The organism is Acidovorax sp. GW821-FHT11A03 (assembly GCF_058809075.1).
Genome location: NZ_JBXASG010000009.1, coordinates 15,375 through 41,056 on the forward strand (window position 1 = coordinate 15,375; position 25,682 = coordinate 41,056).

The 25,682-nt window shown below is 69.1% G+C and carries 18 protein-coding genes; 6 read left to right on the plus strand and 12 right to left on the minus strand.

Features of this window, described 5'->3' with window-relative positions; translation table 11 throughout:
• Positions 1-76: 76 nt before the first annotated feature.
• The 5 genes from AC1RVY_RS21385 to AC1RVY_RS21405 all read right to left on the minus strand — a co-directional run bounded on the left by AC1RVY_RS21385 (position 77) and on the right by AC1RVY_RS21405 (position 14,564).
• Positions 77-9,949: a retention module-containing protein gene (locus AC1RVY_RS21385; protein ID WP_492808075.1), complete on the minus strand. Its 9,873-nt coding sequence runs from the start codon at positions 9,947-9,949 to the stop codon at positions 77-79.
• Between the two features lie 141 nt (positions 9,950-10,090).
• Entirely contained in the window at positions 10,091-10,321 is a 231-nt protein-coding gene (locus tag AC1RVY_RS21390) for a hypothetical protein (RefSeq protein ID WP_255591960.1), read from the minus strand.
• The gene (locus AC1RVY_RS21395) at positions 10,314-10,979 is read right to left on the minus strand and encodes a response regulator transcription factor (protein WP_218298024.1); all 666 of its coding nucleotides are present in this window, start codon (positions 10,977-10,979) and stop codon (positions 10,314-10,316) included. Before AC1RVY_RS21395 ends, AC1RVY_RS21390 begins: the two co-directional genes overlap by 8 nt.
• A 5-nt stretch (positions 10,980-10,984) precedes the next feature.
• On the minus strand, positions 10,985-12,400 hold the full coding sequence (locus AC1RVY_RS21400; protein WP_492254419.1) for an HlyD family type I secretion periplasmic adaptor subunit: 1,416 nt from the start codon (positions 12,398-12,400) through the stop codon (positions 10,985-10,987).
• Between the two features lies 1 nt (position 12,401).
• Positions 12,402-14,564, minus strand: coding sequence for a type I secretion system permease/ATPase (locus AC1RVY_RS21405; protein ID WP_492808077.1), 2,163 nt, complete (start codon positions 14,562-14,564; stop codon positions 12,402-12,404).
• 136 nt (positions 14,565-14,700) lie between these two features.
• Here AC1RVY_RS21405 and AC1RVY_RS21410 point away from each other — a divergent pair, with 136 nt between their 5' ends.
• The 3 genes from AC1RVY_RS21410 to AC1RVY_RS21420 all read left to right on the plus strand — a co-directional run bounded on the left by AC1RVY_RS21410 (position 14,701) and on the right by AC1RVY_RS21420 (position 17,108).
• Positions 14,701-15,447 (plus strand): AraC family transcriptional regulator, encoded by a 747-nt coding sequence (locus AC1RVY_RS21410; RefSeq protein WP_218341843.1) that lies wholly within the window; start codon positions 14,701-14,703, stop codon positions 15,445-15,447.
• A 146-nt stretch (positions 15,448-15,593) separates the two neighbouring features.
• Positions 15,594-16,427: a DMT family transporter gene (locus tag AC1RVY_RS21415; RefSeq protein WP_218298020.1), complete on the plus strand. Its 834-nt coding sequence runs from the start codon at positions 15,594-15,596 to the stop codon at positions 16,425-16,427.
• Between the two features lie 75 nt (positions 16,428-16,502).
• Positions 16,503-17,108, plus strand: coding sequence for a class I SAM-dependent methyltransferase (locus AC1RVY_RS21420; RefSeq protein WP_492808078.1), 606 nt, complete (start codon positions 16,503-16,505; stop codon positions 17,106-17,108).
• A gap of 66 nt (positions 17,109-17,174) precedes the next feature.
• On the opposite strand, the gene AC1RVY_RS21425 is transcribed toward AC1RVY_RS21420, so the two are convergent.
• The 6 genes from AC1RVY_RS21425 to AC1RVY_RS21450 form a co-directional block, all read right to left on the minus strand.
• Positions 17,175-18,419 (minus strand): MFS transporter, encoded by a 1,245-nt coding sequence (locus AC1RVY_RS21425; RefSeq protein ID WP_492808079.1) that lies wholly within the window; start codon positions 18,417-18,419, stop codon positions 17,175-17,177.
• Positions 18,420-18,605: 186 nt separating this feature from the next.
• Positions 18,606-20,363, minus strand: a complete 1,758-nt coding sequence (gene ptsP / locus AC1RVY_RS21430) for a phosphoenolpyruvate--protein phosphotransferase (RefSeq protein WP_218298017.1) — start codon at positions 20,361-20,363, stop codon at positions 18,606-18,608.
• The gene (locus tag AC1RVY_RS21435; protein ID WP_218298016.1) at positions 20,360-20,629 is read right to left on the minus strand and encodes an HPr family phosphocarrier protein; all 270 of its coding nucleotides are present in this window, start codon (positions 20,627-20,629) and stop codon (positions 20,360-20,362) included. The genes ptsP and AC1RVY_RS21435 overlap by 4 nt, the downstream gene beginning before the upstream one ends.
• On the minus strand, positions 20,598-21,050 hold the full coding sequence (locus tag AC1RVY_RS21440) for a PTS sugar transporter subunit IIA (RefSeq protein WP_218298015.1): 453 nt from the start codon (positions 21,048-21,050) through the stop codon (positions 20,598-20,600). The genes AC1RVY_RS21435 and AC1RVY_RS21440 overlap by 32 nt, the downstream gene beginning before the upstream one ends.
• The gene (locus AC1RVY_RS21445) at positions 21,047-22,318 is read right to left on the minus strand and encodes an MFS transporter (RefSeq protein ID WP_218341846.1); all 1,272 of its coding nucleotides are present in this window, start codon (positions 22,316-22,318) and stop codon (positions 21,047-21,049) included. Before AC1RVY_RS21445 ends, AC1RVY_RS21440 begins: the two co-directional genes overlap by 4 nt.
• Complete coding sequence (locus AC1RVY_RS21450) at positions 22,315-22,869, minus strand: hypothetical protein (RefSeq protein WP_492808081.1); 555 nt, start codon at positions 22,867-22,869, stop codon at positions 22,315-22,317. The genes AC1RVY_RS21445 and AC1RVY_RS21450 overlap by 4 nt, the downstream gene beginning before the upstream one ends.
• A 160-nt stretch (positions 22,870-23,029) precedes the next feature.
• Between AC1RVY_RS21450 and AC1RVY_RS21455 the strand changes: the two genes are divergently transcribed.
• Positions 23,030-23,533, plus strand: coding sequence for a TlpA disulfide reductase family protein (locus AC1RVY_RS21455; protein WP_218298012.1), 504 nt, complete (start codon positions 23,030-23,032; stop codon positions 23,531-23,533).
• Between the two features lie 236 nt (positions 23,534-23,769).
• Here the strand turns inward: AC1RVY_RS21455 and AC1RVY_RS21460 are convergent, their stop codons facing one another.
• Positions 23,770-24,225 carry a c-type cytochrome gene (locus tag AC1RVY_RS21460; RefSeq protein ID WP_218298011.1) on the minus strand — a complete coding sequence of 152 codons (456 nt, stop codon included), beginning with the start codon at positions 24,223-24,225 and terminating at the stop codon, positions 23,770-23,772.
• A 168-nt stretch (positions 24,226-24,393) separates the two neighbouring features.
• Between AC1RVY_RS21460 and AC1RVY_RS21465 the strand changes: the two genes are divergently transcribed.
• The gene (locus AC1RVY_RS21465; protein ID WP_492244708.1) at positions 24,394-25,077 is read left to right on the plus strand and encodes a cytochrome b/b6 domain-containing protein; all 684 of its coding nucleotides are present in this window, start codon (positions 24,394-24,396) and stop codon (positions 25,075-25,077) included.
• Positions 25,078-25,126: 49 nt separating this feature from the next.
• On the plus strand, positions 25,127-25,618 hold the full coding sequence (locus tag AC1RVY_RS21470) for a GNAT family N-acetyltransferase (RefSeq protein WP_218298009.1): 492 nt from the start codon (positions 25,127-25,129) through the stop codon (positions 25,616-25,618).
• Positions 25,619-25,682: the final 64 nt, after the last annotated feature.

Consider the following 25,682-nt stretch of genomic DNA (forward strand, 5'->3'; position numbering starts at 1 on the left):
CACAAGCGGTGGCAGCCTTTTTCTTGCCCATCCACAACCCACGCACCCCAGGCCCCTTGCGCCTGGGGTGCGTGGCTCAGTCGTCGTTCGGCTTGGTCACCGTCGCCACATCGGGGGTCCCCAGGGCCAGGTCCACGGCCAGGGCCTCCGGCGTGGTGTCTTCCACCACCACGGTCTGGGACGCTCCGCCCGCCGCCGGTCCGTTGCTGTCCACCGCGATGTTCGTGTCGCCCGAGGCATCCGCCGCCAGAGGCAGGCTTGCGAGCAGGTCGCCACCGTCGTCCGTCAGCAGGTCCGCCACCTCGATCTTGTCGCCCTCCTCCAGGTCCTTGACGACATCCTTGTCGGTGCCGCCGGGGCTGCTGTCCGCGAGGTTGATCTCGATGGTGTCGTCGCCATCGCCGCCGGCCAGGATGTCGCTGCCAGGGCCCCCATCCAGCACATCGTCGCCGTCACCTCCCTGCACGGTGTCATTGCCCTCGCCAGCCTGCACGGTATCGTCGCCCGCGCTGCCCACGATGGTTTCCGGCGCATCGCCACCCTTGATGGCCAGCCCGCCCGCCGCCGCATCGGACAGCTCCACCTCGTCGCCATCGAGCGTGTTGCCGGTGTCGATGACGATCTTGACGTCGATCGGGTCCGCCAGCGTGTCGCCGTCGCCATCGACGATCACGGCCTGCAGGTCGATCCACATCTGGTCGGCATAGACAGGCGTCGTGACCGGAGGTGTCGTCACCGTCTCGGTGTAGGTCAGGGTGGCCGCATCGGTCACCCGGTAGTCCGTGCAATCCTCGGCGGTGAACTGGACGGTGTTGAATGTGGCCGAGCCCGCCGGATCCACCCTGACGGGCGTCTCCACGCTGGCGGTACCACCATTGGTGTTGCCGCCGCTGGCCGTGCCCTCCTGAACGATGGGCGATCCCACCACGGTCGTGGCGCCGCCGCTGCCGGTGTTCACGGCCGTGACCACGGCGGCTTCCTCCTTGCCCAGGTGGTCGAGCTTGAAGTCGGCGGAGGTCACGTTCAGGCGCGTGCCATCGGCCTTGAAGAACTCGACCACCAGGCGCTCGCCCGCGCCGTCGCCGGCCTTCACGGCATCGCTCCTGTCGGAATCGCGCTCGCCCACCGAGCTGTCGTTGCCGATGAAGTTGTCGCCGACGCCAAAGCCCCCGCCGCCATTGCCGTTGCCCGTGGACGACCAGTTGACCTCGGGGTCGTTGGCCTGGTTGCCGTCGGTCTGCAGCGAGGTGTCGTCCTGGGTGACCTCCCACTTCCCGTTCTTCCACTGCACGGTGTTGGCCTTGGTCTCGTCCTTGTCGGCCGAGATCTGCATGTAGATGCCCGTGGCGGAGTCCACGTACCGCGCGCCCATTTCGCTGCCGCCAGCCGACGAGTGGGTATAGCTGCTGGGCTTGAACACATCGTCGTTCTTGCTGTCGCCGAAGACCACGGTCTTCTCCACGGTCGTCGTGCTGCCGGGTGTGACCGTCTCGCCCACCTGCACCTTGTCGGCCACCGCCACCATGTTGGTGACGTAGCTGGTCGTGCCGTCGGCATTCACCACGCCGTTCACGGTGAACGCGGTCTTCAGCACACCGCCGTCGTCGTACACCGCCTTGATGCTGCCGTCGCTCGTGGCCTGGTAGAACACCTTGTTGCCGTCCACCGTCATCACGGTGGAATGCACATCGCCGCCCTGCAGGTACGACATGGAGACATACCGCACGGGGGACGTGCCCACGGTGGTGGCCGAGGTCGCCGTGAGGTTCACGTCCGCCCCCACCACGTCGGCACCCACGCGTGCGCCCAGGTCCGCCGTGACCTCGCCCACGCCGCTGTTGGCGACCAGGGTGTCCTGCGTACCGCCCACGTAGACCGGCGCGTCGTCCTGGATCTTGATGTTGAAGCCCTGGACCTCGGTCTCGCCGTCCACCGTCTTCTGCGCCACCAGCTGCAGGTACAGGTTCTCCTCGCCGCTCTCGGTGTAGGCGTGGTCCACCTGGCCCTTGAGTTCCACCTTGTACTGGCCGCTGTCGTCGATGGTGGCCACGGCCACCGTGCGCACATCGGCGCCCGCGCCGGCCGTGCCGGTCAGGGTCTTGCCATCGGCCGACGTGCTCCAGCGCACCTCTTCCCCCGCCGAGGTGATCTTCTGCACCGGGGCCACCAGCGCGTAGGTGGCGCCCCCCATGCCCAGCGTGCCAGCCGTATCGGTGGTGTGCGGGCTGCTGTCCACGTTGCCCGTGGCCAGGCCGTCCTCGTACACCATGCCCAGGCCCTGCGTGCTCTGCTGGTGGCCGGTTTCGATGGTCAGCGTGGCGCTGTCGGTGTCGCCATCGCCGTCCTTCATCTGGTAGCTGAACGTGTCCGTCGTCTCGGGCGCCACGGCTTCCTCGAAGCTGACCGCCTTGACGAAGTAGTCCGAGCTGTCGCTGCCCTTGTCACCGGCGAGATAGTCCACGCCCGAGAACACCACGTTCTGGAAGGCGATGGGGTTGCCGTCGGCGCCCAGCACCTCGATCTCCACCTGGCCCTGGTGCACGGGGTCGCTGCCGTTCGCGCCGTTGTGGAACAGCGCGCCGCCGATCATGCCCTCGCCCACCTTGTTGCCGGCGGCGTCGAACGCCTCCCAGCGCCCGGTCTCGCCCTGGTTGCCCGTCTGGCCCGATTCGTTCTGGAACAGGTTGGAAATTTCCACCACGGCCCGCACGGCCATCGTGCCCAGGTCCACCGACAGGGCCTCCGTGCCCTGGCTGGGCGAGTAGCCCACCTGCTCGGGTGTGCTGGCGCCCACGTCGCCCGGCACGGGCTCGGTGGGGTCGTCCACGCCCGCGCCATTGCCCTGGCTGGTGACCACGGCGCCGCCGGTCTGCGCGGGCGTGGGGCTGGTGATCAGCTGTTCGCCCAGGTTCGTGGTGTAGGGCTTGCCGTAGTCGAAGGCATCGGTGCCGGCCGGCACGCCCGCGCCCCCTCCGAGCTGCACGGTGGTCTGGTGCCCGGTGTAGGTGTAGTCGCCATCGGACTCGATGGTGAGCGAGCCGTACTGGCCCGCCACCGTGGCGCTGCCACCGCTGGCCACGGCCGTGCCAGGCGTCCACACGGCGCCCTCTGCACCCGCGCGCACCTGCACGACCTCGGCCTTGGCGCCGTCCTGCATGCCCTCGTGCTGGTCCTTGCCGGCATCGCCCGAGGTGGTGCCCGCCCCCGTGAGCACGTTGCCGGTGGCGACCCAGTGGTCCACCACCCACTGCGTGCCATCCGTGTCGTCCTTCGCCACGGGGCCGTCGTCCGCGATGAACAGCATGCGGCCCAGGTCGATGCTCGCGTTGACATGGTCGCCATCGCCATCGGTGGCCGTGAGCTGCAGGCCGATCTTGCCCGCCAGCGCCGACTGCACCTCGTTGGAGTCGCCCGGCGTCGAATGCACCACCGTGCGCTGCTGGTCGAACGTGACCTCGCCGGTGGCGGCATCGACCGACAGCTGGAAGACCGTCTTTTCCACGCCGTCCACCGTCACGTAGCCGATGAGCGTGCCGCCGGGCCCGCTCTTGAGCAGCACATCGGCGGGCTGGCCGTTCGAGTACTGCGCGGTGTCCTTGAAGCCCGAGGGCGTGCCTTCACCACCGGTCAGGACCAGCCCATAGGCCTTGCCCTGCAGCGCGGCCGCACCGTCGGCGCCGTAGCTCACGGTGAAGCGCGTGGAGCCCACATCGGACTCCGCGTCGATGTTCAGGAAGCTGTCGTCCACCAGCAGCGGCATGGTGACGTTGAGCAGCACGTCGTTGTAGTCCAGGTCGCCGCCGCCCGCGATGTCCTCCCAGTTCTGGTTGCCCGAGACAGGGCCCACCGCGAGGGTGTTCACATGGGACAGGCCGTCGAGATTGAGCGCGCTGTTGTCGAACAGTGCGGCCGCGCCCTGCCCGGCGAGCGGAGCGCCACCCGCGTGCGCGACCCACTGGCCGCCGCTGTCTTGCGAGAAGGTGACCGCCGTGTTGTTGCCCAGCGAACCATTGAGGCTGTCGCCATTGGGGATCATGAAGAAGCCGACCTGGCCGGGCAGCACGCCCGGCGGCAGGGTGACGCTGGTCACCGGCTGGTTCTTCACGTTGTCCCACACCACCGTGCCCGTGGTGGGCATGCCGCTGGCGTCCTTGATGTAGTAGCCCCAGGTGTTGTTGTAGCCCGCGTCGCTGCCCACCAGTTGCACGGTGATGCCCGGCACGGGCGCGGGCTCCACCGTGGTGATGACGGGGATGTCGTCCTTCACGCTGGCGGCCAGCTCCACGCCGATGGCGTCGCCGTCACGGTCCTCGCCCACGATCTGCACGCGGCCCAGGTTCAGCGTGTCCTCGCCTTGCGCCGAGTGCATGAGCGCCCCCGTCACCGTGAGCGTGTATTCGCCATTGGCCTGGACCTCCAGCACGGCGGCCGCCCCCGTGGAACTGCCTTGCGGCTGCCCGTCGGCATTGAAGTACACCTTGCCCCCCGTGCCCAGATCCACGTTCACGGTGGTGCCGCCGAACTGCAGGCCGGTGACCTTGCCGAAACCGTCGGCGCCCCACTTCACGGCGCCGGTCATCACCTGCACGCCGGTCGATGCCTCCAGCTGCGCGCCATGGACCAGGTCGCTCGCATCCCGTTCGTCATTGCCGATCTTCGCGCCGCCACGCAGTGCGGACTCTTCCTCGAGCGTGGCGCTCAGCACCATGGCGGCGCCATCCACGAGCCTGGCGGTGGGGGCGTCGTCCTCCACCGTCACCTTGAGCGCCATGGTGTCCGTGAGGCCGGTGGACGGGTTGAGCGGGCGGTCGTTCGCGATGACCGTGAAGTTCAGTTCCTTCACATCGCCATCGGTGGCCGTGCCCGCGGGGGGCGGCGCATGGTCCACGGGGCCCAGCAGCACCACGCTGCTGGTGTAGCCGCTTTCATAGGTGCCCCCGATGGTCACCTTGATGATCTCGGTGCCGCCCACCTTGCCGATGAGTTCCGTGCCCGACGCGTTGGGGGTCCAGACGATGGGCGCACCGCCCGAGGTCAGCGCTGGCAGCAGGCTGCCCGTCGTATCGAAGCGCACGCCCACGGTGTCGCCGATGTCGGGGTCGGCCACACCGAAGCTGGCCGCATCCGTGGTGGTCTGGTCCGTGCTCTCGCGGTTGCCCGGCTCCAGCGCGTCTTCCTGCACGCTCACCGCGATCTGGTCGGCATTCGGCCCGGAATAGCGCGAGACCTCGTCGCCGTCCTTGTTGCCATCACCATCCTTGTCCACCCAGATCTCGGTCGTCTGGTCGTTGCCGGTCACGAATTCGGGCGCGTCGTTCACGCCCTGCACCGTCACGCGCACATTGGCCACGTCGGTGTCGCCATCCGCATCCTTCATCTGGTAGTTGAAGCTGTCGGTGACCGAGGCGCCTTCGCCCAGCGCCATCGCCTTGAGGTCATTCAGCGCATAGGTGGCATCGCCATTGGCCGCGATCCTGAGCGTGCCCAGGGTGCCGTTGGCATCGAACGACGGGCCGTCCAGGTCGGTCGTGTTGCCCGACCTGTCGCCACCGGCGCGGTTGAACACCACTTCGGCATGGGCGCCATCCGCCTTGGCCTCGTACATGTCGTTGCCCAGCACATTGCCCACGGCATGCTCCGTGGTGCCCATGGTCCCCGCCGAGGCCGTGAGATTGGCGGCATCGTCCGCAGCCACCGGGCCCGTGTCCTGGAAGTTGATCTGCCGGCCGATGTCGTAGGTGGCGGTATTGGACTTGTCGCCATCGCCATCCTTGGCCTGCGCGGTGAGCTGGATCACGCCGCCGCCGATGTTGACGATCTCGTGCGGATCGTTGGTGGGGTGCACCACCGCGCGGTACTGCTCCACCGTCACCTGGCCGTTGTTGGCCGCGTCGCCCGCCACCGAGACCTTGAACACATTGGTCTGCACACCGCCGATGAGGATGTAGCCAACGGCCGCGCCGCCCTCCATCTTCACCAGAACGGCAGAGCCGGTCGCGGTGTCCTTCAGCGCCGACGCCTGGCCCTGCGCGCCGACGCTCAGGCCGAAGGTCTTGCTGCCGCTGGCCGCAGCGCCATCCGCGCCGAAGTGGAACTGGAAGCTGCCCGCCAGCGCCTTGCCGTCGTTGTCCGAACTCGTTCCCAGATCGGCTTGCGCATCCTTGACCAGCAGCGGCACGTTCCAGTTCAGGTCCAGGTTGACGTCGTCGTAGTCCTTGTCCGAGCTGCCGGAGGTGATCTTGAGATCTTCCCAGTTGAAGTTGCCCCTGCTGTCCTGGCCGGCCGCCGTGCCCGACGGGGTTTGCTGCAGGTGGGACTGCCCGTCGCTGTTGAGCGCCTGGTCGGAGAAGTAGATGGGTGCCCCCTCGCCCGCGAGCGGCGATCCGCCGGCGAACGCCGTCCACTTCCCGCCCACGAGCTGGAACGACACCGCCTGGGCGTCGCCCAGCGCGCCGTTCTGGCTGTCGCCGTTGGGGATGATGAAGAAACCGATCTGGTCGGCCGTCACGCCCGTGGGCAGCGACACGGTCATGCCGCCTTCGGTCTTGACGTTGTCCCACAGCACGAACCCGCCCCTGGAGGTGTCGATGGAACCATCCGGGTTCTTGAAGTAATAGCCGAAGCTGTTGTTGTAGCCGGCCTCGCCGCCCTTGTACTCCACCGTGAAGCTGTGCTCGGCGACCGGCACGGCGTCGGACACCGTCACGATGGGCACGTCGTCCTGGATGGAGGCGTTCAACTCCACGCCGATCCTGTCGCCATCGCCATCCTCGCCCACGAAGGTGATCCTGGGCAGGTTCAGCCAGTCTTCGCCCGCGCCTTTGTGGATGAGGTTGTCCAGCACCTCGAACCGGTAGGCGCCGTCCGCCTCCACCGTCAGCACCGCCGCGCCGCTGGTGGCCCCGGGGGGCAGGGCCTTGCCGTTCTGGTCGAAGTACACGGTCACCACGCCGGCCACCGGGCTGTAGCTGTTCTCGGTGAAGATGCCCGTCTGCACCTTGACGCCCGTGATGCCGCCGAAGTCATCGGCGCCCCACTTCACGGCGCCCTGGAAGCCCGTGGCGTCGGTGTGGGCGTGGCTCAGTCCATCCGCCGTTTCGTTGTTGCCCAGCGTGCCGCCGCTGTGGGGCACCGACTCTTCCTCGACTTTCAGGCTGAGCTTGACGACACTGCCATTCTCCCTGGCGTGCTCGGGCACATCATCCTGGATCTTGGCGTAGAGATCCACGCCGATCCGGTCGCCGTCGCCATCAATGCCCACGAAGGTGAAGGTGCGCAGCATCAGGTTCTCGCCCTGGCCCGGATCGTGGTCCAGCGGCCCGATGACCGTCAAGCGGTAGCCGCCCGTGGCGCCGTCGATGCGCAGTTCGACCGACCGGGGGGTTGTGGTGTCCCCATCTGCAATGGGCTGGCCCTCGCGGTCCAGGTACACGGTGGCAATGGTGTTGCCCACGGCATATTCCTGGGCGCCGACCTGGACGGCGGCCACGCCGCCGAACTGGTCTGCGCCCCAGCGCACCACCCCCGTCATGGACTGGGCACCCGTCGACGCGCTCAGCGAGCCCACGGGGATGATGGCCAGCCAGTCGAGCGACTCGTCATTGCCGATCACGCCGCCGTCGCCGTTGGACGCGGATTCCTCCTCCAGCAGCGCGACCAATGGCACCGGGATGCCCAGCAGCTTGACGTGCACGGGGATGTCGTCCTGCACCCGCGTTTCCAGCGCGACGGTGATGGCATCGCCGTCGCCATCTTCGCCGACGAGGCGCACGGTTTCGAGGTTGAGCCAGTCCTCGCCCTGCACCACGGTGCCGCCCGCGGCGTGGTTCATGGTGGCAAGCACCGTGAGCGTGTAGCTGCCCGTGGCCTCGACCACCAGGCTGGCGGCGGCCCCGTCGGGCTGCGCTCCACCGGGGCCCGAGGGAATTACTTCGCCGTTGGCATTGAACCAGACCGCCTGGCCAACAGGAACGTTGGTCGCGCCTTCACCGCTGCCCACGCGCACGCCCGTGAGCTTGCCAAAGCCATCGGCTCCCCAGTTGATCGCGCCATTGATCTGGGTCAGGCCTCCACTGTCGACGGATGTGAGCGGAAGGTCGTTCTCGTCGTTGCCTATCGTGTGTCCGCCCTCCATGGCGGACTCTTCTTCGGCCTGCAGCGAGAGGACGCGCTCCACGGGTTCCCCGGGGCCCTCGCCCTGCCCGGGGGCCTCGTCATAGCGGTGGACCGGCACGTCGTCGCCAAACAGCAGGCGCCCGCCCAGGTCCAGCTCGGCCGCCACGGTATCGTCGTCGTTGTCGGTGGCCTCCAGCACCACGCTGAGAACCCCGGTTCCCAGCGCCTGCAGCTCGTCGCCGCCGCCGTCCACGCCATCGGGCGCGGCATGCCGGATGGCCCCGGTCTGCGTCATCACCACGGCACCGGTCTGCGGGTCGATCTGCAGCGTCAGGATCACGTTGCCGCTGCCGTCGCGTCCCACCACCACGGAGGGGTCCCCGGTCGTGCTCAGCACGATCTCGGTGTTGGTGCCGGTGGCGTAGAGCCCCGTGGCTCCGCCATTGCCGATCTGGAATGCGAAGGCATAGCCGTCGCGCACGGCAGGGCCTTCTCCCTCGCTGCCGCCAGGCAGCAGCTTGGGGCCGTCCGCCCCGAAGGACACCACAAAGGCCGTGCCGTTGAAGGTGTTGCTGTCCGTGTCCGAGTCCACGGCGTCCGGGTTGTTCTCCGTGCCCTCGTACCCCGTGTTGGTGGCCTGGTTGACGCCGCGGTCCGACGTCGTCAGCGTGGGCGCATCCTCGGCGCTGGTCGTGATCACGGGGATGTCGTCCTGCACCGACATGTTCACCTCGGCGGTGAACTCCCCGCCCTCTCCGGTGACGCCGTTGAAGGTGATCAGCGGCAGCGCCAGGAAGTTCTCACCGTCTCCGGGCGCGTGGTGCAGGGGCCCCACGACCGCCAGCGTGAAGCTGCCGTCCGGCAGGATCACCAACAGCACCGCGGGCTGGGCGCTGCTGTCTCCCTGGGGAATGGGCTGCCCCAGGGCATCGAAGTAAATCGTCACGCCGCCCGGCGGCACCGGCACGCCGGCATAGCCGGGCAAGGTGACGGAGAAGATCGAGCCGCCGCCCAGGTCGAAGTTTCCGTTGCGCACGCTGGACAGGCCATCGTCCTCGTCGTTTCCGATGACACCGTTGCCCCCCGAGCTGTTGCCCTGGTTGCCGCCCGCTGAAGCCACGGACTCTTCCTCCAGCGTCACATTCAGGTTGACCCGCACGGGCCCCGGTGGCGGAGGTGGCGGTGGCGCAGGAGGGGGTGGACCGGGAGGGCCGGGTGGGGGCGGAGCCGGCGGAGGAGGAGGTGCGGGCACCGGGGGAGTGGGTGGCGCAGGGGGAGGAGGCGCTGGCACCGGCGGGGGCGGCGGAGCCACGGGCGGGGGCGGCGCCGGCGTGGGGGCCGCGTCGACGGTGAGCACCGCCAATGGATTGAAGTCGATGTCGGGCGCCGATTGCGGTGTGAAGCTGTATTGGTAGGCCAGCGGGTCCACCCCCTCGAAGATGCGTAGCAGCTGCACGAAGCTGCTGCCCTCGCCTTCGCCCCCGGCACCGCCGCCCAGGCCGGCGGCCGTGGCGTCCAGCTGCTCGTTGAGGTCGCCCCCACGCTGCAGCGCCTGGATGACCGTGTCGATGGTGCCCTGCCCGACGCTGGCCTCCTGGGCGGTGGGGCGTTCAGCGGTCTGCGTGACGCTGTCATCGATCTTGACGCTTTGCGCGGGCGCCACGGCCAGCGTCTGGCCGTCGTCCAGCAGCAGCTCCACCCGGCCTCCTGCCGTGGTCTGGACGATTTCACCCTTTTGCAAGGCGTCTCCGGCCTTGAGGGGACGGCGATGGCCATCGGCATCGACCGCGAAAGCGGTGCCGGTGACGGCAACCACGGTGGCGATTTGGGACATGGGCTGGCTCCGGTAAACCCCTACGCCCTGCGCAGCGGCAGGAAGTAACGGCATGTGACTGATGTCAGTGAAGGCTACTGACGCCGCCCCGTATCCACTATTGGACTTAGGTCCACTTTTGGGCCCGCCGGCCCCGGAAACTCAAATAGTTTCGTTGCCCGAATCGTCACCCAATAGATCCAGGCTATTGCTCAGGCGGGCCCGGGTCTCCTTGCGCTCCAGGAGCTTGTTCTGCGCGGCCAGCGGCAGGTCGGTGAAGCGGATCACGCCGCGCACGATGAGCAGATCTATCAGGTCCTCGGTCACCCGGGCCAGCCCGGCGTCGGAGGAGCTCAGCGGATTGCCGTGGGGCGGCAGGCTCTTGTCAGGCATGGGATGCGGGCCCCTGTGCAACCTGCGGGCCCTGGTTCATGCGCAGCACGAGCTGCACCCGGTCGCGCACGCCGAGCTTCTCGAAGGTGGCCCCCAGGTGCGCCTTGACGGTGCGCTCCGAGATGAACAGCCGGTCCGCGATCTCCTTGTTGGACAACCCCTGCGCCACCGCGCGCGCGACCTCCAGCTCCCGCGAGGACAGCCGCAGCTGCAGGTCCTGGTGCGCCTGTGGCACGGCGTGCGGCGCCGTCAGGCCCGCGGTGGCGGCGGCCAGGCGCGACACCAGTGCCCGGCCCACCCACAGGCCGCCGTGCTGCACCACCAGCGCCACTTCCTGCAGCATCTCGGGCACGGCAAACAGGTGGCAATAGGCGCGAGCGCCTTCGTTGATGGCCTTCAGGCCTTCGCGGTCGTCCGGTACGCCGGTGGCCACCACCACGCGCGCGCGCTTGTCCGACTGGACCAGTTCGCCCAGCAGCGCCGGCCACTCGGGGTACTCGGTGCTCAGCCACACGATGGCCGAGCGCCCCCCGCCGCCGCCGCGCAGCGCGGCCACCATGGCGGGCCACTGCGCCTTGTCGATGCGCGTGCCCTGCGGGAATGCGGCCCCCCAGCGGTCCAGGGACTGCGGCACATCGCTGGCCAGGTAGTGGTTCATCGCATTCACCTCTCGGACAAGGCGTTCGCCTTGGCGCGCAGCACCGGCTTGAGCAGGTAGGCCAGCACGGTCTTCTTGCCCGTGAGGATGTCCACCTGCGCCACCATGCCGGGGATGATGGGCAGGTTCGCCCCCAGGCTAGCCTTGCGCGTGCGCACGCGCACCAGGTAGTTGGCATTGCCCTTGTCATCGACGACCGAGTCCGCGCTGATGTTCACCACCTCGGCCGCCAGGCCGCCGTAGATCGAAAAGTCGTAGGCCGTGAACTTGACCATGGCCTCCTGGCCCGGGTGCAGGAACGCGATGTCGCGCGGACTGACCTGCGCCTCCAGGATGAGCGCGTCGTCCAGCGGCACGATCTCCACCACCTCCTTGCCAGGCTGCACCACGCCGCCCACGGTGTTGACCAGCAGGCGCTTGACGGTGCCCCGCACCGGCGAGCGGATGTCCGCGTGCTTGACCTTGTCGGCCAGCGCCCGGCCGCCCTCGGACAGGCTGGAGAGCTTGCTCATGGTCTCCGACAGCTCGGCGCTCATCTGGTTGCGGGCCGTGAGCTGCACCTCCTCGATGCGCCGCGAGGCCTCCTGGATCGCGGCCTGCACGCGGGATATCTGCGCATCCGCCTGCTCGCGGTCGCCGCGCAGGCGCGCCACCTCGCGGTCCAGCCGCAGCACCTCCACCTCGGACACCGCGCCCGTGGCCACCATGGGCCGCGTGGCGTTCAGCTCCTTGAGCATCAACTCCAGGCCACGCTCGGCCTGCTCCTTGCGGGCACGCACCTCATTGAGCTCCTGCTGGCGCTGCAGGAGCTGGTTCTGCGAGATGGACACCTGCGCGCTGATCTCCTCGCGCCGCGAGCGGTACAGGCGCATCTCCTGCGCAACGATGTCCGGCGCGTCCCGCAGGAGGTCCGGCGGAGGAATGAATGTGCCGCCCTGCGTCAGTGCCTGCAGGCGCAGGGCCTTGGCCTGCAGCGCGAGCAGGCTCGCCCGGCTTTCCAGCATGTTCGACATGAACCGGGTGGAGTCCACGCGCAGCAGCAACTGGCCCGCTTCGACGATCTGCCCCTCCCGCACCGGCAGCACTTCCACGACGCCGCCATCCACGCTCTGGATGACCTGCACCTGGCTCGTGGGCACCACCTTGCCGTCGCCCCGCGTGACTTCGTCGAGCTCCGCATACGCGGCCCAGAGCACCAGCAGCAGCAGAAAGAGCACCGCCAGGCGCAGAAGGACCCGGGCGCGCAGGGGCTCCTGCTGCAGCCGCGCCCAGTCGGCATCGTCCGCCCAGTCCAGCGTGTCGGCCGCGCCCGTGGGCGTCAGGCGCCGGACCATGCGCCCGAAGACGGATTCGCTGGCCGCCCCGCCCGTCCTGACGGCACGGCCGATCTGCTCGAAGGCTTTCTCGTTGAGTTCGGCCATCTCACACCGCCTTTCCGATGCGGCCCTGGCGCAGGGCCTGCACCACCTGCTCCTTGGGGCCATCGGCCACGATGCGGCCCGCGTCCATCACGATGATGCGATCCACCAGGGCCAGCAGCGAGGTCCTGTGGCTGATGAGCACCAGCGTGCGCCCCTTCGAGAAATCGGCCAGCCTGCGCTTGATGTCCTCCTCGCTGGAATGGTCCATGGACGAGGTGGGTTCGTCCAGCAGCAGCACCACGGGATCGTTGATGACGGCGCGCGCGATGGACACGCCCTGCCGCTGCCCGCCCGACAGCGACTCGCCCCGCTCCCCCACCAGCATGTCGAAGCCCTGCGGGTGCGCATTCACGAGCGGCAGGATGCCGCCGATCTCGGCCGCCCGCACCACGGCCGCGTCGTCGGCCAGCGGGGCGCCCAGCGTGATGTTCTCGCGCAGCGAGCCATAGAAAAGCACCACGTCCTGCTGCACGTATCCCACCTGGCGGCGCAGCTCGGCGGGGTCCAGCTGGCGCTGGTCGATGCCGTCGATGAGCACCGCGCCCAAGGTCGGCCGGTACAGCCCCAGCATCAGCTTTTGCAGCGTGGTCTTGCCCGAGCCGATGCGCCCGAGGATGGCCACCCGCTCGCCGGGCTTGATGGACAGCGTCACGTTGCGCAGCGAGGCCGTCTGCTGGCCCGGGTAGGTGAAGCCGACATCCCTGAACTCGATCGCGCCCTGCAGCCGCCCCCGGCTGATGAAGCTGGCGCCCTCGGGGCGGTCCACCTCGCGCTTCATCATCTCGTTGAGCGAGGTCAGGGCCGTCGATGCCGTGTGGTACTGCACGAGCAGGCCCGCCACCTGCCCCACCGGCGCCATGGCCCGCGACGCGAGCATGGTGCATGCGATCAGCCCCCCCATGGTGAGCTGGCGCTCGCCGATCATGTGCACGCCCACGATCACGATCACCAGGTTGATGAGCTGCTGCAGGAAGGCCGAGGTGTTGCTGGCCGTGGCCGACAGAAGGCGCAGCTGCACGCCCACGCGGGCCAGCAGCGCCGTGCTGCGCTCCCACTTGCGCTGCAGGGGCGCCTCCGCGCCCAGCGCCTTCACGGTCTCGAAGCCCACCAGCGCCTCCACCAGCGTGGCATTGCGCTGCGCGCCCGCGCGGTAGGTGGTTTCGGACAGCGCGTGCATGCGCCCCTGCACGGCCAGGGCGTAGAGCAGCATCACCGCCGCGCCGCACAGCAGCGGGATCAGCATCGGCCACGAGATCCAGCCGATCACCACGATGAAGATCAGGCCGAACGGCAGGTCGATGAACGCCACGACGGACGCCGAGCTGATGAAGTCCCGCACCGACTCGAACGAGCGCAGGTTCGACGCGAACGAGCCCGCCGAGGCCGGCCGCTGCTCCATGCGCGTGCCCAGCACCTTTTCCATGATGTAGGCCGACAGCTTCACGTCGGCACGGCTGCTGGCCAGGTCCACGAAGCGCCCGCGCAGCGTGCGCAGCACCAGGTCGCCCACGAGCATGATGGACAGCCCCAGCGCCAGCACCCACAGGGTGTCGATGGCGTTGTTGGGCACCACCCGGTCATAGACATTCATCGTGAAGATGGGCATGCCCAGGGCGAACAGGTTGGCCAGGAAGGCGGCCATGAGCACGTCGCGGTACAGCCCGTGGTTTTCGGCCAGCACGGTCCAGAACCAGTGCCCATGGCGGCCCGCCCTGACCTGCGGGGCGCGCGCATCGAAACGCTGGGAAGGGCGCACATACACCGTGGTGCCCAGGTAGTCCGCCTCCAGCGCCGCGCGCGACACCTGGATGGGCGCGTCCCCCAGTTCGGGCAGCACGACACGCGCTTCGCTGTGGCCGTCGCTCCAGCCCAGGAGCACGCACGCGCGCTCGCCCTGCAGCAGCAGGACCGCCGGGAGCAAGGCGTCCTTGACGCGGGTCAGCGGCTCCCGCACGAGACGGCTGCTCATGTGCGCGCGCTGGGCCGCACGGGCAAAGAGGCCGGGGGTCAGCCGGTGGTTTTCAGCAGGCAACCCGGCCATCACCGCCTCGGGCGTCGAAGGCAGGCCGTGGGCCTTGGCAACAATGAGCAGGCACGCCAACAGCTCGTCGGAACCGCTGCCTGAAAGTTCTGCAGGCTGCGCCAAGCCCGCACTTGAAACCATATGAATTCCTTGTTGCCACTTGTTGAAATTCACTCTAGCAACATAAATTCAAAGCGCGAAGGAAAAAATCGCCACCCCGGCGCGCGCCCGCCCGGCTGGTGGTCCGTGTGCGGTTGCAGCAAAATCCACGGTGCACATGCCCTCCTCCGAACAGCTTTCGCTGCGCCGCTACGGTGCCTCTCCCGGTAGCCACAGCCATGACCACTTCCAGGTCCTGCTGGGGCTGTCCGGCGCCCTCGACCTCGAAGTCGAGGGGCGCGGCGTGCGCGTCAGCCCCGGCGGGGGGTGCGTGATCGCCCCGGGCGACCGCCATGACTTCGAGTCGGCGCGCGGCAGCCTGTGCCTGGTGCTCGACAGTGCGCAGCCCGGATGGGCGCGCTGCCTGCGGCCGCACGGCCAGGGCGCCAGCGCGCCCCCCGCCGAGGCCCTGCCGCTGGCGCACTACCTGGCGGGCGCACTGCAGCAAGGCCGCCCCCTGGCGCAGGCCCACGGCCCGGCGCTGTTGCTGGAGGCGTGGCTGGCAGGCTCCGGCCCCCGCGCCTGGCCCCCCGGCCTGGCACCCTCGCGCCAGCGGCCCATCGACTGGGCCGCGCTGCGGCAGTGGGCCGCGCAGCAGTGGGACGGGGCGCTCTCGGTCGCCGACCTGGCCGCGCGCGTGCACCTGAGCCCCAGCCAGTTCGCGGCCCGCTGCCGCGACGAGCAGGGCCTGGGGCCCATGGCCTGGCTGCGCGGCCAGCGGCTGGCACAGGCCCGGCTGCTGCGCGGCGGCGGGATGGCCGTGGCCGAAGTGGCGCAGCGCACGGGCTACCGTTCACCCTCGGCGCTGACCGCGGCGCTGCGGCGCCAGGCGGGCGCGGCGGGGAGCCCGGGCCCCGGTGAATGAATCGGCGAATGGGTGAGTGAGCAAATGAATGGATGCATGGATCGGTGAGGGAATGACCGGTGCGGCGCCGCCGCACCGCCGCTGCGCGACGAGCGGCCGCCGTTGCGCGACGATGCGGGCCGCCGCTCGCGCATACAGTCAAGCCCATGCAAGCCAATCTCTATGCCCTCGGCGCCATCGCCCTGTGGGCCTCGCTCGCCTCGCTGGGCGTGTCGCTCACCCACATTCCGCCGTTCCTGCTCACGGGCATCGCGCTCATCATCGGCAGCGTGCCGGCCTGGCCCTTCGTGCTGCGCGATCCGTCGCAGTGGCGCATTCCGGCGCGCACGCTGGCGCTGGGGGTGTACGGCCTGTTCGCCTACCACTTCCTGCTGTTCATCGCGCTGCGCCACGCGCCGCCGGTCGAGGCCAACCTGGTCAACTACCTGTGGCCGCTGTTCATCGTCGTGCTCTCGCCCGTGGTACTGCCCGGCGTGTCGCTGCGCACGCCGCATGTGCTGGCGGCACTGCTGGGCTTTGGCGGGGCCGCCATCGCCATCGCGGGCGGGCGCGCGCTGAGCGGCACCCTCGCCTGGGGCTACCTGCCGGCGCTGGCGGCGGCCTTCATCTGGGCCACCTATTCGCTCATGACCAAGCGGGTGGCGGCGTTCCCCACCACCGCCATCGGCCTGTTCGGGCTGGTGTCGGGCGTGCTGTCGCTGCTGTGCCACGCGCTGCTGGAGCCCGCCGTGGCGCTGCAGCCGCGCGACTGGGCGCTGCTGGCCGTGCTGGGCCTGGGCCCGCTGGGCGCCTCGTTCTTTCTGTGGGACAAGGCACTCAAGCTGGGCGACGCGCGGCACATCGGCATCCTGAGCTACATCACGCCGCTGGCGTCCACCGCGCTGCTGATCGCGGTGAGCGGCCGCCCGTTCACCTGGAGCATCGCGCTGGCCACGGTGATGATCATCGGCGCGGCCGTGATGGGCATGCGAGCGCGCTGATTCAATCAAAATGGCCCAGACGCTTGCCCATCAAGCGCTGATAGCTATCTATCCGATAGCAAACCCGATCTTCGCATGGACACCCTCCCCATCCCCGGCACGGCGGGCTATGGCACGCACGCCGCCGCGCTGGCGGCGCAGTATGAAAGCATTGCGTTCGCCGATGTGCACCGCAGCACGCTGCACCTGTTCCCACGCACGCCCAGCCGGGTGCTCGACATCGGCGCGGGCTCGGGACGGGACGCAGCCGCGCTGGTGCGCGCGGGCCACCATGTGGTGGCCGCCGAGCCCACGGCGGCCTTGCGGCAGGAGGGGCAGCGCATCCACGCGGGGCTGCCCATCGAGTGGGTGGACGACCACCTGCCCGCGCTCACCGGCCTGCGGGGCCGCCAGTTCGACCTGGTGCTGCTGACCGCCGTGTGGATGCATCTGGACGCCGCGGAACGCACCGCCGCCATGCGGGCCGTGGCGGACCTGCTCGCGCCGGGCGCGCTGGTGGTGATGTCTCTGCGCCATGGCCCCGTGCCCCGGGGGCGGCGCATGTTCGACGTGTCGATGCAGGAAACGGCGGCGCTGGGCGCACGGCACGGGCTGACCACCGCGCACAGCGGCACGCGGGACGACGCCCAGGGGCGGCCGGACGTGCGCTGGAGCGTGCTGGCCCTGCGGCGGCCCGTGTGAGTCTGCATCCAGCGGGCCTCCCGTGCTTGTCCGGAAAGCGCGAAAAGCTATCTATTCAGGAGCAATTCACGGCATGCGCGGGTCCGCGCGCTCCCGGCGCACGCGCAGGTAGAGCCAGCCGGTGATGGAGAGGTTCAGCAGGTTCCAGCCGATGCCGTTGAGAAAGGCGGCGTGGTAGCTTCCCGTGGCGTCGAATATCCAGCCGGAAAGCCAGCCGCCCAGCGCCATGCCGACGAGCGTGGCCATGATGACGCCCCCCACCCTCACGCTCGCCTGGCCGGGCGGGAAGTACTCGCGCACGATGATGGCGTAGGTGGGCACGATGCCGCCCTGGAACAGCCCGAATAGCCCCGAGATGACGTACAGCGGCACCAGGCCGTCGTAGGGAAGGAAAAGCACGAGGGCGATGCCCTGCAGCGCCGACCCCAGCAACAGGGTGCGGATGCCGCCGATGCGGTCGCAGATCAGCCCGAAGACCAGGCGGCTCACGATGCCGCAGGCCAGCATGAGCGACAGCATCTGGGCGCCCTGGGCGGCGCCGAAGCCCAGGTCCGTGCAGTAGGCCACGATGTGGACCTGCGGCATGGCCATGGCGACGCAGCACGCGATGCCTGCCAGGCACAGCAGCGCCATCGCGTGGTTCGGAGCCAGGCCGAAAGGGCGGGCACGGTCCGGCGCCGCCCGGTTCGCGCCCGCTGCCGCAGACGCCGGAATCGCGGGAGGGCGCTGGCGCATGCGCAGGGACAGCGCGAGCATACCCACGCCGCAGATGCTGCCCAGCACCATGTAGGTAGGCCGCCAGCCGATGGAGTCGACGCCGTATTGCACGATGGGCGGCCAGACCGCGCCCGCCACGTAGTTGCCGCTGGCGCACACCGCCACCGCGATGCCCCGCCGGCGATTCCACCAGAGCGCCGTATCGGCCAGCAAGGGCGCGAACGTCGCGGAGCCGCCAATGAACCCCATCACCGCGTGCGCAAGGCCGAAAGCCCAGATGCTGCCCGACAGGCTCGCCCCCATGAAGCCGCCAAACACCGCCAGGGCACCCAGCCAGAGCACGGGCATCAGGCCGTGGCGGTCCGCCAGCCGCCCTGTCCATAGCCCGCCCAGGCCCAGGCAGACCATCATCAGGGTATAGGGCAGCGAGGCGCTGGCGCGGCCGATTCCGAACTCGGTCTGCACCGCCGGAAGCACCACCGACACCACGTACATGCTGCTGTTCCCCAGCACGACGAGGCCCAGGGTCGCAAGAAGCCGCCGCAGGGCCTGGGGCGAGTCGATGAGGGACGGGTCTGCGTGGGCAAGCTGCATGGGAGGCATGGGTTTTTCTGGATGCAGCGCAGGCCATCAGAACGGGCGGGGAGAAGTGCATCCGCCGGCCTTGCAGGCTGGCGGACGCCGCGCTTCACTTTTCAAAAAAAATCTGGCAAAACCGGCCCCTGGCGCCGGTCCATCAAGCGCAGAAAGCTATCGATTAAGGAGCATTTCAGCACCACCCTACGGCGCCAGCGCGGCCGCGGGTTCGTCCCCCTCCAGCACCTGGCGCGCCCACGGCGCGAGCTTGCGCGTGTCGGCGCGCAGCACCTCCTGCTTGATGGCCAGGATCTGCGCGGGGTGCATGGAAAAGCTGCGCAGGCCCAGGCCCAGCAGCAGGCGCGTCATGGTCACGTCGCCGGCCGTTTCGCCACACACGCAGACGCTCTTGCCCTGGCGTTCGCCCTCGGCGATCACATCGCCCACCAGGCGCAGCACGGCGGGGTGCAGCGGGTCGTACAGGTGCGCCACCGCCTCGTCCGCGCGGTCGATGGCCAGCGTGTACTGGATCAGGTCGTTGGTGCCGATGGAGAGGAAATCGAAATACCGCAGGAAGGTGCGCACCATGAGCGCCGCCGCGGGCACCTCGATCATCGCGCCCAGCTGCACCGGGCCGTAGGGCACGCCGCGCGCATCCAGCTCGGCGCGGGCCAGGTCCACCTGCGCGATGGTCTGCTGGATCTCGTGCGTGTGCGCCAGCATCGGGAACAGCAGGTTGACCTTGCCATGCGCCGCCGCGCGCAGCACGGCGCGCAGCTGGGTGCGGAACATGGCCGGGTCGGCCAGGCTCCAGCGGATGGCGCGCAGGCCCAGGGCCGGGTTCAGGTAGCTGTCCTTGTGGCTCTTGTGGTCCAGCGGCTTGTCGGCGCCCACGTCGATGGTGCGGATGGTGACGGGCAGGCCCTGCATGCCGTCGATGGCTTCGCAGTAGGCGCGGTACTGCTCGTCCTCGCCGGGCAGGTTGCCGCTCTTGCCCATGAACAGGAACTCGCTGCGGAACAGGCCCACGCCCACGGCGCCGGCGCGCACGGCGGCGGCGGCGTCGCCCGGTTGCTCGATGTTGGCCAGAAGCTCGATCTTGTGGCCGTCGAGCGTGATGGCCGGGGTGTGGCGCAGCCGGGCCAGGCGCTCGCGTTCCAGCTCCACCTGGCGCTGGCGAAAGCCATACTCGGCCAGGATGATGGGCGACGGGTCCACGATGACCACGCCCGCATCGCCGTCGATGATGACCCAGTCGTCCTGGCGCACCAGTTGGCTGGCCGCGCGCGCGCCCACCACGGCCGGAATGTCCATGCTGCGCGCCACGATGGCGGTGTGGCTGGTCTTGCCGCCCACGTCGGTCACGAAGCCCGCGAACACGCTCTGCTTGAACTGCAGCATGTCGGCGGGCGAGAGGTCGTGCGCGACCAGCACCAGGGGCACGTCCACCGTGTCGTCGAGCAGCAGGTCCTGCTGGGTCTTGCGGCGCGGGCTGCTGGCGGGGGGCGCCACGGGGCTGGCCACGCCCTTCATGTAGCGCAGGATGCGCTCGACCACCTGTTCCAGGTCGGCCTTGCGCTCGCGCAGGTATTCGTCCTCCATCTCGTCGAACTGGCGCGCGATGACTTCGAGCTGCGTGGTGAGCGCCCACTCGGCGTTGTACAGGCGCTCGGTGATCCAGTGCTTGACCCCGCCCGTGAGGGCCTCGTCCTGCAGCAGCATCAGGTGCACGTCGAGCAGCGCGGTCAGTTCATGCGGCGCATCGGCGGGCATCTCCACCTGCAGGCGCTGCAGTTCCTCGACCACGGCATTGCGCCCGTTGCGCACCCGCTCGATCTCGCCCTCGATCTGCTCGGGCTTGACGAAATAGTGCGCCACGTCCACCCGGCTGGACGCCACCAGCACCGCACGGCCGATGGCGATGCCGCGGGCGACTGCGAGACCGTGGACGGAGAAGGTCATTCACCCTCGCCAAACTTGTCGGCAATCAGGGCCAGGAGCCCGTCCATGGCCTCCTGTTCGCGCTCGCCGCTGGTTTCGATCTCCACCTCGGTGCCCATGCCGGCGGCCAGCATCATCACGCCCATGATGCTCTTGGCGTTGATGCGCCGGTCGCCACGGCTCATGAAGACATCGCAGGGAAAGCTGCCGGCCAGCTTGGTGAGCTTGGCCGACGCGCGGGCATGCAGGCCCAGTTTATTGTTGATGGTCGTACGGGTCTTGATCATGTCGGTTGCGGGTATTCTGGTTCTGCGGTGCGGAGATGGCCACCTGCATGACGCCCTGGGTGCCACCCACCACGGCGCGGGTGACCACCGAATCAAGGGGCTCGTGGCGGTAGCTCACGGCCCGCAGCAGCATGGGCAGGTTGGCGCCCGTCACCAGGCGCGAGCGCACGTTGCCGATGAGGCGCTGCGCAATGTTGCAGGGCGTGGCGCCGAACACGTCGGTGAGCACCAGCGTCGAATCCGCGCCCAGTTGATCGAGCATGATGCGGGCCTGCGCCAGCGACTCCTCGGGCGGCTGGTTGGGCTGCACGTCGAGCGCGGACACGCTGCCCCCGCAGTCGGGGAACACATGCAGCGCGCATTCGCGCAGCGCATGGGCCAGCGGGGCGTGGGCGATGATGAGGATGCTGGTGGTGCTCATGGCGCGGTGGTTTGCAGCACATTATGGCGCCGCCCCCGCAGCAGGAACCACGCGTAGGCGCCCGCGTTGCACGCGAGGTACACCGCCATCGCGGCCTGGAAGGACTGCACCGCGGACAGGCCCGCGGCGGCGAAGGCGTCCACCGCCAGGCCGATGCCCCACTGCACCACGAACACCCCCGCAAAAATCACGAGGTTGTAGGCCGACAAGGCCCGCCCCGCGAGCGCCTGCGGGAACGCCATGGCCACCGCGGGCTGCGACAGCGATACGAACGTGCACGACATGCAGAACAGCGCCCACGCCCCGCCCCCGGCCCGGGGCCCCGCCACGATGGTGCCCAGCAGCACTACCAGGCACAGCGGGAGGCCCGCCGCCATCAGGCGGTCGGCCCCCAGCCCTTTTCGCAGCAGCCAGGGGTTGAGCATGCCCCAGGTCCAGAACGTGCACAGCATGGAGACATTGATCCAGAAGAGGCCCGTGGCGGCCTCCAGCGGCGTATAGCCCGCCACGCGCTGCATCCAGGGCCCGGCCCACAGGGTCTGCATGGCCACCATGCCGCCGTACACGAAGAACCCCAGGGGCGCCAGGCGCTGGAAGTAGGGATGGCGCCACACCATGGCGTAGCCGTGTTCCGCGCCCTCGGTGGCCCCGGCAGGAGACACCGGTCCGTCTGCCCGCGGGGTGGTGGCGCCCCAGGCCGGCACCCAGACGGCAATCACCACCATCGATACCGCGATCAGCGCGGCCAGGACCCAGAACAGAGGCCGCCATCCCACCAGCGGCAGCGCCCATTGCACCGGCAGCGTGGACGCCACCATGCCCAGCGAGCCGGTCATCAGCATCCACGAGTTCGCCCGCATCTGCAGGGTGGGCTCGAACCAGCGCCGGTAGCCGGTGAGGGGCGCCATCAGGCAGGCACTGACGCCGGCGCCGCACAGCACGCGGCCGGCCAGCAGGCCCGAGAACCCCGTCGCCACCGAGAACACCAGGCTGCCCACCACGGCCACGCCCAGGAAGCCGAGGGCGACCTTCTTGGGCCCGTGCCGGTCCAGCCAGGTGCCCAGCGGCAGCTGCGTGGCCGCGAACCCCAGGAAGTACCCCCCGGCCAGCAGCCCCAGGTCGCTGGCGTGCAGCGAGAACTCCTGCGACAGCGTGGGCGCCAGGGTGGCCGTCACCGCCCGCACCAGGGCCGACAGGAAATACGCGAAGGCAAATGCCAGGAAGACAATCACCGCGGCCCGCCGCGGCAGCACGCCGGGGGCCGTCATTGGAGCGTGATCCCGGCAAAGAACTGGTCGGCCACCTCGGGGCGGGGCTTGGGGGTGTAGACCACCGCGTGGTACAGCCGCACCTGCGGGCCCACGGCGCGCGCGAACCACACGGCCTGGGCCGTGACGGCGCTGCCATCCGGGCGCTGGCCCTGGACCACGGTGCGCACCGACTGGGGCAGGGGCAGCACGCCCGGCGGCGCGTACGGCGTGTCGACCGCGCGGGCGGCCGCGCCGCTGCCCAGGTTGGCGATCGCGGCCGCCCGCCAGTGCGTGAGCGCCGTGCCCACCTGCGCGGGGTCGGCCAGCGCGGCATGCGACACCGCAAAGGTCGCGCCATCCGCATCGCAGCCCGCCATGGCCAGCTCGACGGGCGAGCCCGCTAGCTCCACCGGGCGCACGGCCCGGTCGGGCTTGCAGGGCAGTGTGATGGTGATGGCCGCCTCGGGCAGCGGCACGCTGCGCCAGTTCAGCGCGGGGCTGCAGCCTGCCAGCCACGCCAGCAGGAGCATGGGCGGCAAGGCGGCCGCGCGGGTTGGTGTTCGGTTCATTGGCCGATTATCGGCACAGCACGCAGCGCGGGCCGCGTGCGCCGTTTTGCGCGAACTTTTGCGCAGCACACGACTCCACCCAAGCTGCGACAATCGGGGCACCGGCCGCGGCCGGGTTTCGGCGCGGGCCCGGCCCACAGTTCTGGATGGATAGGAAGTCATGGCGATCAAGCATTGGGCAGCAGGTGTGGCGGTGGCGGCGTTCGCGGCCGTGGGCGCCTATGTGTACCTGGATACGGGCCGCTCCGTGGCGCCGGAGTCGAACTTCGTGCTGCTGGACGGCTCCAGCAAGTCCACCGCCGATCTGCGCGGCAAGGTCACGCTGGTGAATTTCTGGGCCACGAGCTGCACCACCTGCGTGGCCGAGATGCCCGAGATCGTGGCGACCTACAACAAGTACCACGCCAAGGGCTTCGACACCCTGGCCGTGGCCATGAGCTACGACCCGCCCAGCTACGTGGTGAACTTTGCCGAAACCCGCAAGCTGCCCTTCCAGGTCGCCATCGACAACACCGGCAAGGTAGCCCAGGCCTGGGGCGATGTGCGGCTCACGCCCTCGACCTTCATCGTGAACAAGCGCGGCGAGATCGTGAAGACCTACGTGGGCGCACCCAACTTCCCCGAGCTGCACCAGCTCATCGAAAAGCTGCTGGCCGAGACCTGAGCCGCTACGGCACCTTCAAAGGCAAAAGGCCGATTTCATGCGAAATCGGCCTTTGTCGTTTATGGATTCAGCGCAAACAGCTACCACTTTAATAGCATGCGCATTGAGCGCGCGCGGCCCCGGCCAGCGGACGCCGCACAAGGGCTGTCCCGCCGCGCTGGTGTCGTCCCCCCTCCCGGAGCGCGCAGCGCGCAGAGAGACGGGAGAAGCGGCAACGCCGCTCAGGGCGACGCACTTTATTTGGCGCGGTAGTTGTCGTGGCAGGCCTTGCAGGTGCCCGCAGCAGCGCCAAAGGCCGTCTTCAGGTTGTCCAGGCTGCCGGTCTTGGCCGCGGCGGCCAGCTTGACGGATTCGGCCTCGAGCTTCTCGGAGTGTTCCTTGAACTTGGCCTGCTCGGTCCAGATCTCGGGCAGCGCCTTGGTGGGAGCGCCCTTGTCCGTGCCCGCCCCGAAGCCCGCCCAGGGCAGCTTGGCCATGTGGGCCACCACATCCGCGTTCTCCTGCGCCGCCTTGGCATCGAACGGAATGCGCCCGTTGGCCATGGCACCGAGCCGGCCAAAGTGCTGGCCCATCACGAAGAGTGCGCTCTGGCGGTATTTGATGGCGTCCTCGGCCTTGGCGAACTGGGCGGAGGCCGGTGCCGACACGGTCAGCGTGGCAGCGGCAAGGGCGAACGCGGCAAGTGCTTTCATGGGGGTATTTCCTTTTTTCGTGGGGGGGTAAATGCAAAAACCTTTTGACCCGCAGGGAGTATGCCGGTTTACCACGGGTTTCGCAGCGGCGCCCTCCTTCCGGGTTTACCCCGCCTCCTTCACAATGCGGCCATTCTCCTCCTCCTCAACACCCAGCCCACCGCCACCATGACGCAGCAGCACACCGTACGCATCTGGGACCTTCCCACCCGCATCTTCCACTGGACCCTGGCCGCCTGCGTCGTGGCCCTGGTGGTCACGGCCAAGGTGGGCGGCAACGCCATGGAGTGGCATTTCCGGCTGGGCCACGTGGTGCTGGCGCTGCTGGTGTTCCGCGCCGTCTGGGGACTGATCGGCGGGCGCTGGTCGCGTTTCGCGAGCTTCCTGTACTCCCCCGCCCGGGTGCTGCGCTATGTGCGCGGCGCGGCGCACGCCGAGGACAGCATCGGCCACAGCCCCCTGGGGGCGCTGTCCGTGTTCGCGCTGCTGGCCGTGCTGGCCGCGCAGGTGGCAACCGGCCTGCTCAGCGATGACGAGATCGCCTTTGCCGGCCCGCTCACCCGGTTCGTGCCCAATGCGGTGGTGGGCCAGGCCACGGGCTACCACAAGGAAATCGGGCAGTACCTGGTGCTGGCGCTGGTGGCCTTGCACCTGCTGGCCATCGTGTTCTACGTGCTGGTGCGCAAGCAGCGCCTGGTCAAGCCCATGCTGCACGGCGACAAGCTGCTGGCGGCGCCCGCGCCTGCATCGCGCGACGATCTGGCCACCCGGGTGGTCGCGCTGGTGGTGCTGGGACTGAGCTTCGGGCTGGCCTGGTGGGTGTCGACACTGGCGGCGGCGCCCGGGTTCTGAACCGAACTGGCTACACTGCGGCTTCCGTCGTTTCACACCACTTTGTGCCTTGGACAAGCCTGCCGTCACCCTGCGGATCCCCTCCTCGCCTGCCGAGCTTCAGGCGGTCCGCGACATCTTCCGCGAATACGCCGACACCCTGGGCGTCGATCTGTGCTTTCAGGACTTCGAGAGCGAGCTGGCCCACCTGCCCGGCGACTATGCCGCGCCGCGCGGTGCCCTGCTGCTGGCCGAGGTGGAGGGTGCGATAGCGGGCTGCTGCGCCCTGCGGCCGCTGGATGCGGCCGACTACCCCAATGCGAGCGAGATGAAACGCCTGTACGTGCGCAAGGCGTTCCGTGGATTCGGCCTGGGCCGCGAGCTGGCCGAAGCCATGCTCGACCTCGCGCGGCAGGCAGGCTATGCCTGTGTGCTGCTCGATACCCTTGACGACATGGAGTCGGCGCGCGCGCTGTACACCGACCTGGGCTTCGAGGAGATTCCGCCCTACTACCACAACCCCATTGCGGGGGCCCACTACCTCAAGGTCGATATCTTCTGAGGTTTTTGGGCTCTGGCGCCTGGTTCACAAGCGCCAGAAGCTACCAATTGAATAGCAAATCAGG

Coding starts and splice junctions, on each gene's coding strand:
- AC1RVY_RS21395 (WP_218298024.1), bottom strand. CDS start 10,979: ATGAACCACTACCTGGCCAGCGATGTGCCGCAGTCCCTGGACCGCTGG.
- AC1RVY_RS21415 (WP_218298020.1), top strand. CDS start 15,594: ATGCAAGCCAATCTCTATGCCCTCGGCGCCATCGCCCTGTGGGCCTCG.
- AC1RVY_RS21465 (WP_492244708.1), top strand. CDS start 24,394: ATGACGCAGCAGCACACCGTACGCATCTGGGACCTTCCCACCCGCATC.
- AC1RVY_RS21405 (WP_492808077.1), bottom strand. CDS start 14,564: ATGGTTTCAAGTGCGGGCTTGGCGCAGCCTGCAGAACTTTCAGGCAGC.
- AC1RVY_RS21420 (WP_492808078.1), top strand. CDS start 16,503: ATGGACACCCTCCCCATCCCCGGCACGGCGGGCTATGGCACGCACGCC.
- AC1RVY_RS21455 (WP_218298012.1), top strand. CDS start 23,030: ATGGCGATCAAGCATTGGGCAGCAGGTGTGGCGGTGGCGGCGTTCGCG.
- AC1RVY_RS21445 (WP_218341846.1), bottom strand. CDS start 22,318: ATGACGGCCCCCGGCGTGCTGCCGCGGCGGGCCGCGGTGATTGTCTTC.
- AC1RVY_RS21400 (WP_492254419.1), bottom strand. CDS start 12,400: ATGGCCGAACTCAACGAGAAAGCCTTCGAGCAGATCGGCCGTGCCGTC.
- AC1RVY_RS21410 (WP_218341843.1), top strand. CDS start 14,701: ATGCCCTCCTCCGAACAGCTTTCGCTGCGCCGCTACGGTGCCTCTCCC.
- AC1RVY_RS21390 (WP_255591960.1), bottom strand. CDS start 10,321: ATGCCTGACAAGAGCCTGCCGCCCCACGGCAATCCGCTGAGCTCCTCC.
- ptsP (WP_218298017.1), bottom strand. CDS start 20,363: ATGACCTTCTCCGTCCACGGTCTCGCAGTCGCCCGCGGCATCGCCATC.
- AC1RVY_RS21385 (WP_492808075.1), bottom strand. CDS start 9,949: ATGTCCCAAATCGCCACCGTGGTTGCCGTCACCGGCACCGCTTTCGCG.
- AC1RVY_RS21440 (WP_218298015.1), bottom strand. CDS start 21,050: ATGAGCACCACCAGCATCCTCATCATCGCCCACGCCCCGCTGGCCCAT.
- AC1RVY_RS21425 (WP_492808079.1), bottom strand. CDS start 18,419: ATGCAGCTTGCCCACGCAGACCCGTCCCTCATCGACTCGCCCCAGGCC.
- AC1RVY_RS21435 (WP_218298016.1), bottom strand. CDS start 20,629: ATGATCAAGACCCGTACGACCATCAACAATAAACTGGGCCTGCATGCC.
- AC1RVY_RS21460 (WP_218298011.1), bottom strand. CDS start 24,225: ATGAAAGCACTTGCCGCGTTCGCCCTTGCCGCTGCCACGCTGACCGTG.
- AC1RVY_RS21450 (WP_492808081.1), bottom strand. CDS start 22,869: ATGAACCGAACACCAACCCGCGCGGCCGCCTTGCCGCCCATGCTCCTG.